The sequence below is a fragment of the Kitasatospora sp. NPDC056327 genome (assembly GCF_042261735.1).
GTDB lineage: Bacteria > Actinomycetota > Actinomycetes > Streptomycetales > Streptomycetaceae > Kitasatospora.
The window spans coordinates 1-8,998 of the sequence record NZ_JBHJRC010000330.1 but is presented as its reverse complement, the minus strand read 5'-3'; the positions used below and the strand labels follow the sequence as shown (position 1 = coordinate 8,998).

The window sequence follows — 8,998 nt, the reverse complement described above, 5'->3', positions numbered from 1 at the left end:
GGTGCGGACGAGTCCGCACGGGCCCCTCCGCGGGACGTTAGAACAGGCCGGTCAGCCCGCCGCCCCGACGCTCTCGCCGGGCGGCCGCCCGCTCACCCTTTCGGACTCAAGGGCGGTCTGCAGGATCACCACCGCGGCGGCCTGGTCGACCACCGAGCGGCCCTTCTTCGCCTTGACCCCCGAGGCGCGCAGCCCGTGGGTGGCGGTGACCGTCGACATCCGCTCGTCGACCAGCCGCACCGGCACCGGCCAGAGCCGGTTCGCCAGCCGGGCCGCGTAGCCGCGGACCTTCTCCGCCGCCGGGCCCTCCTTGCCGCTGAGCGAGCGCGGCAGCCCGACGATCACCTCGATCGCGCCGTACTCCTCGACGATCGCGGCGATCCTGGCCTGTGACTTCACCCCGGCGGGCACCGTCTCGACCGGCGTGGCGAGCACCCCGTCGGGGTCGCAGGACGCGACCCCGATCCGGGCGTCCCCGACGTCGACGGCGATCCGCCGCCCGCGCCGGAAGGGCTTCTCCTCGAACTCCATCAGGAGGCGCGCTCCGCGACCAGGCCGCGCACGGCGGCGATGGCCTCGTCGACCGCGGCCGGGTTGCTGCCGCCGCCCTGGGCGACGTCGTCCTTGCCGCCACCGCCGCCGCCGAGGGTCTTGGCGGCGGTGCGGACCAGCTCGCCGGCCTTGATGCCGCGGCCGCGGGCGTCCTCGTTGGTGGCGATCACGGTCAGCGGACGGTCGTTCGCGACGGTGAAGGCGGCGACCACGGCCGGGCGCGAGCCGAGCCGGCCGCGCACGTCCAGGACCAGCTTGCGCAGCTCGTCCGCGCCGGTGCCGTCGGCGACCCGGGCGGCCACCACGGCGATGCCGTGCACGTCCTCGGCCGAGTCGGCGAGACCCGCGGCGGCCGCGAGCACCTTCTCGGCGCGGAAGCGCTCGATCTCCTTCTCGGCGTCCTTGAGCTTGGCGAGCATGCCGGAGATCTTCTCCGGCAGCTCCTCCGGACGGCCCTTGACCAGCTCGGTCAGCTGGGCCACCACGGTGTGCTCACGGGCCAGGAAGCGGTACGCGTCGGCGCCGACCAGCGCCTCCACCCGGCGCACGCCGGAGCCGATCGAGGACTCACCGAGCAGCTTCACCAGACCCAGCTGGGCGGTGTTGCCGACGTGCGTGCCGCCGCACAGCTCCTTGGAGAAGTCGCCGATGGTCACGACGCGGACCTCGTCGCCGTACTTCTCGCCGAACATCGCGATGGCGCCGGCCTTGCGGGCCTCGTCCATCGTCATGACCTCGGCGGTGACCTCCAGCTCGCGGGTCAGCACGTCGTTGATCTTCTGCTCGACGTCGGTCAGCACGCTGCCGGGCACGGCGGCGGGCGAGCCGAAGTCGAAGCGGAAGCGGCCCGGGGCGTTCTCCGAACCGGCCTGGGCGGCCGTCGGGCCGAGCGCGTCGCGCAGCGCCTGGTGGGTCAGGTGGGTGGCCGAGTGGGCACGGGCGATCGCCCGGCGGCGCTCGACGTCGATGGTGGCGTACGCGGAGGAGCCGAGCACGACCTCGCCGAACAGCACGCCGCCGGAGTGCACGATGACACCGGGGACGGGCTGCTGGACGTCGCGGATCTCGACGACCGCGCCGGACTCCAGCCGGATCCGGCCGTGGTCGGCGAGCTGGCCGCCGCCCTCGGCGTAGAACGGGGTGCGGTCGAGGATGAGCTCGACCTCGTCGCCCTCGGAGGCGGCCGGCGCCGGGGCGCCGTTCACCAGCAGGCCGACCACGGTGGCCTCGCCCTCGGTGCGGGTGTAGCCGGTGAAGACGCTGGCGCCCGAGGTGTCCGCGACCTCGCGGTAGGCGGCGACGTCGGCGTGGCCCATCTTCTTGGCCTTGGCGTCGGCCTTGGCGCGGTCCCGCTGCTCCTGCATGAGGCGGCGGAAGCCGGCCTCGTCGACCTGGAGGCCCTGCTCCTCGGCCATCTCCAGGGTGAGGTCGATCGGGAAGCCGTAGGTGTCGTGCAGCTTGAAGGCCTGGTCGCCGGAGAGCACGATGCCGCCGGACTCCTTGGTCTCGGTGACCGCGGCGTCGAGCAGGTTGGTGCCGGCCTTCAGGGTCTGGAGGAAGGCCGCCTCCTCGCCGGTGACGACCGTCTCGATGCGCTTGCGGTCGCTCTCCAGCTCCGGGTACTGCGGGGCCATCGCCTTGATGGCGATGTCGGTGAGGTCCTTGGCGACCACACCGGTGGCGCCCAGCAGGCGCATGTTGCGGATGGCGCGGCGCAGGATGCGGCGCAGCACGTAGCCGCGGCCCTCGTTGCCGGGGGTGACGCCGTCGCCGATCAGCATGAGCGCGGTGCGGATGTGGTCGGTGACCACGCGCAGCGAGACGTCGGACTTGTGGTCGGCGCCGTAGGTGTGACCGGTCAGCTCGGCGGCCCGGTCCAGGATCATCCGGCTGGTGTCGATCTCGAAGAGGTTGTCGACGCCCTGGAGGATGGCGGCCAGCCGTTCGAGGCCGAGGCCGGTGTCGATGTTCTTGCTCGGCAGGTCACCGAGGATCTCGAAGCCGTCCTTGCCGTCTCCGTGGCCGCGCTCGTACTGCATGAAGACCAGGTTCCAGATCTCCAGGTAGCGCTCGCCGTTGACGGCCGGGCCGCCCTCCTCGCCGTACGCGGGGCCGCGGTCGTAGTTGATCTCCGAGCACGGGCCGCACGGGCCGGGGACGCCCATCGACCAGAAGTTGTCCTTCATGCCGAGGCGCTGGATCCGCTCGGACGGCACCCCGATGACGTCGCGCCAGATCTGCTCGGCCTCGTCGTCGTCCTTGTAGACGGTGATCCAGAGCTTCTCCTTCTCCAGGCCGTAGCCACCGTCCGCGACGGGAGTGGTGAGCAGCTCCCAGGCGAACTTGATGGCTCCTTCCTTGAAGTAGTCGCCGAAGGAGAAGTTGCCGCACATCTGGAAGAAGGAGCCGTGCCGGGTGGTCTTCCCGACCTCCTCGATGTCCAGGGTGCGCACGCACTTCTGGACGCTGGTGGCGCGCGAGAACTGCGGCTTGACCTCGCCCAGGAAGTACGGCTTGAACGGCACCATGCCGGCGTTGACCAGCAGCAGGGTGGGGTCGTCGGCGACCAGGGACGCCGACGGAACGACGGTGTGGCCGCGCTCCTCGAAGAAGCGCAGCCAGCGGCGGCGGATCTCTGCCGACTCCATTAGTGGTCCTTCCGGTTCGTACCGCCCCGCGGCGCGAGCGCGCGCCGGGGCGTTGGATCGATGGCTTGGGGGTCGGTGCCGGCGCCGTCGGAGGACGCGCGGGCACCACTGGACGGAGGCAGGGCGGCGGCCGGGCTCCCGGGCGCCGCCGAGATAGCTCGGTACTGCGGCTCGCCGCGCGGCACCCGGCGCCGGCGCGGCTCGACGACGGCGGTGCCGTCCAGTCCGAGGTCCTCGCGCAGCTGCTCCTCGCGCTCGGCCATGCCGCTGCGCACGTCCTGGGCGAACTGCTTGGCCAGGTCGCCCAGCTGCAGCGCGCCGCGGGCGGCGGTGCCGGAGAGGCTGTCCGGGGTGAGCCGGTGCACGGCCTCGTTGGCCTTGTTCACGGCCCAGACGGTGGCGCCGGCGCCGACCGCCATCCAGAAGATGCGTCGCACCATGGCGTCAGCTCCTCACCGCGCGGCGGACCCGGGAGAGCAGGCCGTTGCGGGGCGCGGTCGCGGCGCGCACCTCGGCGCGGATCAGCCGGGCCAGCTCCTCGCGCTCGGACGGCCGGGCGGGGAGCGTCGCGGCGCCCTGCTGCTTGGCGACCGCCTTGCGCACGCCGTAGCTGAACGCGGCGACCTTGACCAGCGGGCCGCCGAGGGTGGCCGCGACGGTGGAGGAGAGCGCGTTGGCGTTGGCCGCCGCGTCCTGCACGTTGGCGGTGATCTCGTCCACCCGCTCCAGCTGCTCGTTGGCGCTGCGCACGGCGGCGCCGGCGTCGGTGAGCAGCGGCACGGCCTGCTCGGTGACGGCCGAGACGAGGACGGTGGCCTCCTTGAGCACCCGCGAGAGCCGGACCAGCACGACCGCGAGCAGGGTGACCAGGACCGCCCAGAACACGGCGACGAGCAGACCGGCCAGCTCTCCCACGGACACCTTTGCGCGCTCCCTCGCCTCGCAGTTCTCCGGGCGTGCACGCCCTAGGGAACCCTATCGCGACCGCACGGAGTTTCCGGACCGGGTTTCCCCGCGGGGCGCGGGGCGATCCGACCGGGTGTGCGATCCGGGCGCGTAACCTACCCGCCGGTCACCTCGTTCTGCCAGGCGGGCCGCCACCCACGCGGCCGAGACGGACGCCCGGGCCGACCAGGCCCGGGCCGCGAAGCGGGGAGCAGGGTGTGGACGGGGAATCGACACCGCGGCCGGACCGGCCGGTGCCGGGGCGGCTCCCGGCGGAGGTGACCAGCTTCGTCGGGCGGGGGCGGGAGCTGACCGACCTGGGCCTGCTGCTGGCCGGGCAGCGGCTGGTGACGGTCACCGGGCCGGGCGGGGTCGGCAAGAGCCGGCTGGCCCTGCGGGCGGCGGCCCGGGCGGCCGGCGCCTTCCCGGACGGCACCTGGCTGGTCGAGGTGGCGCCGGTGCGGGACGGCCGGCTGCTCGGGCACGCGGTACTGGAGTCGCTGCGGCTGACCGACGGCACCGCGCGGCCCCCGCTGGAGGTGCTGACCGGGCACCTGGCCGGGCGCCGGCTGCTGCTGGTGCTGGACGGCTGCGAGCACCTGGCGCAGGCCTGCGCGGAGCTGGCCGTGGCGCTGCTGCGGGCGCTGCCCGGTCTGCGGGTGCTGGCCACCAGCCGGATGGCGCTGCGCACGGCCGGGGAGCACCTGCTGACCCTGGCGCCGCTGCCGGTCGGCCCGGCCGGCGACGACCCCGGGGACGCCGCGGCCGCCGGCGCGGAGCTCCCGGACGCGGTGCGGCTGTTCGCGGACCGGGCCCGCGCGGTCCTGCCGTCCTTCGCGGTCACCGGGGCCAACGCCGGGGGGATCGCCCGGCTCTGCCGCCGGCTGGACGGCATCCCGCTGGCCGTGGAGCTGGCCGCCGGGCGGCTCCGGGCGCTCACCGTCGAGCAGATCACCGCCCGGCTGGACGACCGCTTCCAGCTGCTGACCGGCGGCGATCCGGCGGCCCTGCCCCGCCACCGCACGCTGCGCACGACGATCGGGTGGAGTCATGAGCTCTGCACAGTGCAGGAACGTTTACTCTGGGCCCGCCTCGCGGTCTTCGCGGGCGGCTTCGACCTCGACGCGGCCGAGTACGTCTGCGCCGGCGAGGGCATCGACCCGGACGAGCTGCTCGACCTGCTCACCGAACTCGTCACCAAGTCCGTCCTGCTGCGCGAGGAGAGCCCCTTCGGCGTCCGCTTCCGTCTGCTGGACACGGTACGCGAGTACGGCCTGCGGTGGCTGCGCGGGTCCGGCGACGAACCCCGGCTGCTGCGCCGCCACCGCGACTGGTACCTGGGCGTGGCCACCTGGGGCGAGGTCGAGTGGTTCGGTCCCCGGCAGGCCGAGACCGCCGAGCGCACCGGACTCGCGCACGCCAACCTGCGGGCCGCCCTGGAGTTCTCGCTGGCCGAGCCCGGCGAGGAGCAGATCGCCCTGCTGCTGGCGGGCACGCTGTGGTTCTACTGGGTCGGCTGCGGCCACCTCGGCGAGGGACGGCACTGGCTGGACCGGGCGCTGGCGCTCGACCCGGAACCCACCGAGGCGCGGGCCAAGGCCCTGTGGGTGACCGGCTACACCGCCACCCTCCAGGGCGACCTGCCGGCCGCCCGGCCCGCCCTGGAGGAGTGCCGCCGCCAGGCGCTGGCCACCGGCGACGACCGCGCGCTCGCCTACGCCGTCCACCGGCAGGGCTGCGCCGCGCTGATCGGCGACGAGCCGGCCCGGGCCGCCGAGCTGTTCGAGGAGGCGCTCTGGCACTACCGCACCATCGGTGAACTCAACAGCAACGTCCTGATGGCGATGTTCGAGCTGGGCATCGCCCACCTGTTCCAGGGCGACCGGGAGAGCGGCGAACTGTGGCTCGGCCGGGTCCGCGAGCTCTGCGAGGAGCACGGCGAGCAGTGGGCGTACGCGTACGGGCTCTACGCGCTGGCGTACTCGCACTGGCTGAACGGCGAGGTCCGGCCGGCCCGGACGCTGGCCCGCGAGAGCGTGCGGCTCAACCACCTCTTCAACGACCTGCTGGGCATCGTGCTGGCGATCGACCTGCTGGCGCTGCTGGAGACCGAGCCGGCCGGTCCCGGCGAGCCGGGGAACCTGCGCGAGGCCCGGGTGCTGCAGGGCGCCGCGCACCGGATCTGGCGGGCCGTCGGGAAGCCGTTCTTCGGCTCGCGCACCTTCAACGGCCCGCACCGGGCCTGCGAGGAGCGCGCCGTCGCCGGGCTGACCGAGCAGGAGTTCACCGACTTCTTCGCCACCGGCACCCGGCTCGACCTGGGGGCCGCCGTGCACCGGGCGCTCGGCGGCGGCCGCCCCGACGGGCCCGGTCCGCTGCCCGGCCCCGGCCCCGGTCCGCTGCCGCCGGCACCCCGGCCCTCCCCCGTCGGCCGGTGACCGCCCGCCCGCCGGCCGCGACCCCCGGGAATAGTTGAATCTTGTCCATTGCTGGAGCGGGCGAACCACCGTACGGAAGGAGCACCCCGTGGCCAACATCGCCGACGACTACCGCATGGCGAACTTCTACTTCGACTCCAAGGCGTACACCGACGCCGCCCGGATGCTCGAAGGCGTCCTCGCCGAGGAGCCGGCCAACCTGTCGGTCCGGCTGCTGCTGGCCCGCAGCTACTTCCACTCCGCCCAGCTGCGCCGGGCCGAGGCCGAGCTGCGCCGGGTGCTGGACGCCGACCCGGCCGAGGACTACGCCCGGCTGATGCTCGGCCGCACCCTGGAGCGCCAGGGCCGCGCCGAGGAGGCCCGCCCGCACCTGCGGCTCGCCTCCGCGATGACCGGCGAGACGTACTGACCCGTCCGGACCGGGCGGGACCGGAACGGGGCGAGCCCCCGTCGCCACGAGGGCGACGGGGGCTCGCTGGGTACCGCAGGTGATACCGCTCGCGGGTCAGCGCGAGTAGTACTCGACGACGAGCTGCTCGTCGCAGATCACCGGGACCTCCTTGCGCTGCGGCGCGCGGTCCAGGCGGAAGGCCAGGGCCTTCAGGTTGACCTCAAGGTACTTCGGGGTCTGGCCCTCGCCCGCGTTGCCACCCTCACGGGCGACCTGGAACGGGACCTTCTCCTTGCTGCGCTCGCGGACGGTGACCACGAAGCCCGGCTTCATCTGGAACGACGGCTTGTTGACCTTGCCGCCGTTGACCTCGATGTGGCCGTGGACGACCATCTGACGGGCCTGGTAGATGGTGCGGGCGATGCCCGAACGCAGCACCAGGGCGTCGAGGCGGGTCTCCAGCTCGGCGACGAGCGCCTCACCGGTCTTGCCCTCGGCCTTCTTCGCGCGGTCGAACGCGCGCGCCATCTGCTTCTCGCTCAGGTCGTACTGGGCGCGCAGACGCTGCTTCTCGACCAGACGGACCTTGTAGTCCGAGTTCTGCTTGCGGCCACGGCCGTGCTGGCCGGGCGGGTACGGGCGGGCCTCGAAGTACTTGACGGACTTCGGGGTCAGCGGCACGCCGAGCGCACGCGCGATCTTGACCTTGGGACGCTTCTGGTTCGCCATGAACCAAACCTTCCTTGCTCCACGAATACGGCTTCACCAGGTGTTGACGGAGGTCGCACGTCGCGGCCCGGAGAAAACCCCACTGCCCGGGGGCAGTGCGATCAGCCGCTCTCCGGAGCCGGGCACGAGTGTGCTTGTCACACGGATCGAACCGGGAACCGGTCGCCCGCGACACCGAAAACGGTGCGCGACGCTCCTGGTGCGGGCCTCCCTGGGGAGGCCGACGGCCACGGTCCCGCTGGTGCGGCCGGTCGGCCGGGTTTCCCCCGCCGCCGTCCCGGGACATGGCACTCCGCACGAGTATACCGGCAGATCACTCGGCCCCCGACCCGCCCCCGGCGGCGCCCCTTCCGCCCTTGCCGCCCTTGCCGTCCTCGCCACCGGTCCCGCCGCCGGCCGCGCTCCCGCTCTCCCCCCGCAGCCGCGCCCTCGTCCACTCGACCACGTCCGCGTAGCGCGCCTCGCCCCCGCGGCGGGTCGGCCGGTAGTACGCCTTGCCGTGCACCGCGTCCGGCGCGTACTGCTGGGCCGCGATGCCCTCCGGCAGGTCGTGCGGGTACCGGTAGCCCCGGCCGTGCCCCAGCTTGCCCGCGCCGCCGTAGTGCGCGTCCCGCAGGTGCGGCGGCACCGGCCCGGCCAGCCCCTGCCGGACGTCCGCGAGCGCCGCGTCGATCGCCAGGTAGGCGGCGTTGGACTTCGGTGCGAGCGCGAGCGCGATCGCCGCCTGGGACAGGATGATCCGCGCCTCCGGGAACCCGATCAGCGCCACCGCCTGGGCCGCCGACACCGCCGTCCCGAGCGCCCCCGGATCGGCCAGGCCGACGTCCTCGCTGGCCGAGATCATCAGCCGCCGGGCGATGAACCGCGGGTCCTCCCCCGCCTCGATCATCCGGGCCAGGTAGTGCAGCGTGGCGTCCACGTCACTGCCCCGGATCGACTTGATCAGCGCGCTCGCCACGTCGTAGTGCTGGTCGCCGTCCCGGTCGTAGCGGACCGCCGCGTGGTTCACGGCGGTCTCGGTGGTGGCCAGCGTGATGCTCGCCTCGCCCTTCTCCAGCGCCGCGCCGGCCGCCGCCTCCAGCGTGGTGAGCGCCTTGCGGGCGTCCCCGCCGGCCAGCCGCACCAGATGGTCCTCGGCCTCGGCGGACAGTTCCACCGCGCCCTCCAGACCGCGCTCGTCGGCGACCGCGCGGCGCAGCAGCGCCCGGACGTCGTCGTCGGTCAGCGACTCCAGGGTGAGCAGCAGCGAGCGGGAGAGCAGCGGGGAGATCACTTCAGTAGCGCCCGCCCGCCGC

General features: G+C 73.7%; 7 protein-coding genes and 1 pseudogene. 2 read left to right on the top strand and 6 right to left on the bottom strand.

Going from position 1 to position 8,998, the window contains the following annotated elements; genetic code table 11:
* Window positions 1-51 precede the first annotated feature (51 nt).
* Genes ruvX through ACFCX4_RS31520 form a run of 4 tightly spaced genes read right to left on the bottom strand, consistent with a single transcriptional unit; the run spans window position 52 to window position 4,121 of the window.
* Complete coding sequence (gene ruvX / locus ACFCX4_RS31535; RefSeq protein ID WP_376149991.1) at window positions 52-531, bottom strand: Holliday junction resolvase RuvX; 480 nt, start codon at window positions 529-531, stop codon at window positions 52-54.
* A complete protein-coding gene (alaS, locus tag ACFCX4_RS31530) occupies window positions 531-3,200 on the bottom strand; it encodes an alanine--tRNA ligase (RefSeq protein ID WP_376149988.1) in 2,670 nt (889 codons plus the stop codon). The genes ruvX and alaS overlap by 1 nt, the downstream gene beginning before the upstream one ends.
* Entirely contained in the window at window positions 3,200-3,640 is a 441-nt protein-coding gene (locus tag ACFCX4_RS31525) for a DUF6167 family protein (RefSeq protein WP_376149985.1), read from the bottom strand. The genes alaS and ACFCX4_RS31525 overlap by 1 nt, the downstream gene beginning before the upstream one ends.
* Window positions 3,641-3,644: 4 nt before the next feature.
* The gene (locus ACFCX4_RS31520) at window positions 3,645-4,121 is read right to left on the bottom strand and encodes a DUF948 domain-containing protein (protein WP_376149982.1); all 477 of its coding nucleotides are present in this window, start codon (window positions 4,119-4,121) and stop codon (window positions 3,645-3,647) included.
* Window positions 4,122-4,423: 302 nt separating this feature from the next.
* Between ACFCX4_RS31520 and ACFCX4_RS31515 the strand changes: the two genes are divergently transcribed.
* Together ACFCX4_RS31515 and ACFCX4_RS31510 are read left to right on the top strand one after the other, a co-directional pair.
* A complete protein-coding gene (locus ACFCX4_RS31515) occupies window positions 4,424-6,583 on the top strand; it encodes a regulator (protein WP_376149979.1) in 2,160 nt (719 codons plus the stop codon).
* A 115-nt stretch (window positions 6,584-6,698) separates the two neighbouring features.
* Window positions 6,699-6,992, top strand: coding sequence for a tetratricopeptide repeat protein (locus tag ACFCX4_RS31510; RefSeq protein WP_376149994.1), 294 nt, complete (start codon window positions 6,699-6,701; stop codon window positions 6,990-6,992).
* 96 nt (window positions 6,993-7,088) lie between these two features.
* On the opposite strand, the gene rpsD is transcribed toward ACFCX4_RS31510, so the two are convergent.
* A complete protein-coding gene (gene rpsD / locus ACFCX4_RS31505; protein ID WP_376149976.1) occupies window positions 7,089-7,703 on the bottom strand; it encodes a 30S ribosomal protein S4 in 615 nt (204 codons plus the stop codon).
* 313 nt (window positions 7,704-8,016) lie between these two features.
* A pseudogene (locus ACFCX4_RS31500) lies at window positions 8,017-8,998 on the bottom strand (hypothetical protein); the annotation flags it as partial.

What these genes read in the sequence shown, in the direction of transcription:
- ruvX (WP_376149991.1), bottom strand. Translation starts at nt 531, where the DNA reads ATGGAGTTCGAGGAGAAGCCCTTCCGGCGCGGGCGGCGGATCGCCGTC.
- alaS (WP_376149988.1), bottom strand. Translation starts at nt 3,200, where the DNA reads ATGGAGTCGGCAGAGATCCGCCGCCGCTGGCTGCGCTTCTTCGAGGAG.
- ACFCX4_RS31525 (WP_376149985.1), bottom strand. Translation starts at nt 3,640, where the DNA reads ATGGTGCGACGCATCTTCTGGATGGCGGTCGGCGCCGGCGCCACCGTC.
- ACFCX4_RS31510 (WP_376149994.1), top strand. Translation starts at nt 6,699, where the DNA reads ATGGCGAACTTCTACTTCGACTCCAAGGCGTACACCGACGCCGCCCGG.
- rpsD (WP_376149976.1), bottom strand. Translation starts at nt 7,703, where the DNA reads ATGGCGAACCAGAAGCGTCCCAAGGTCAAGATCGCGCGTGCGCTCGGC.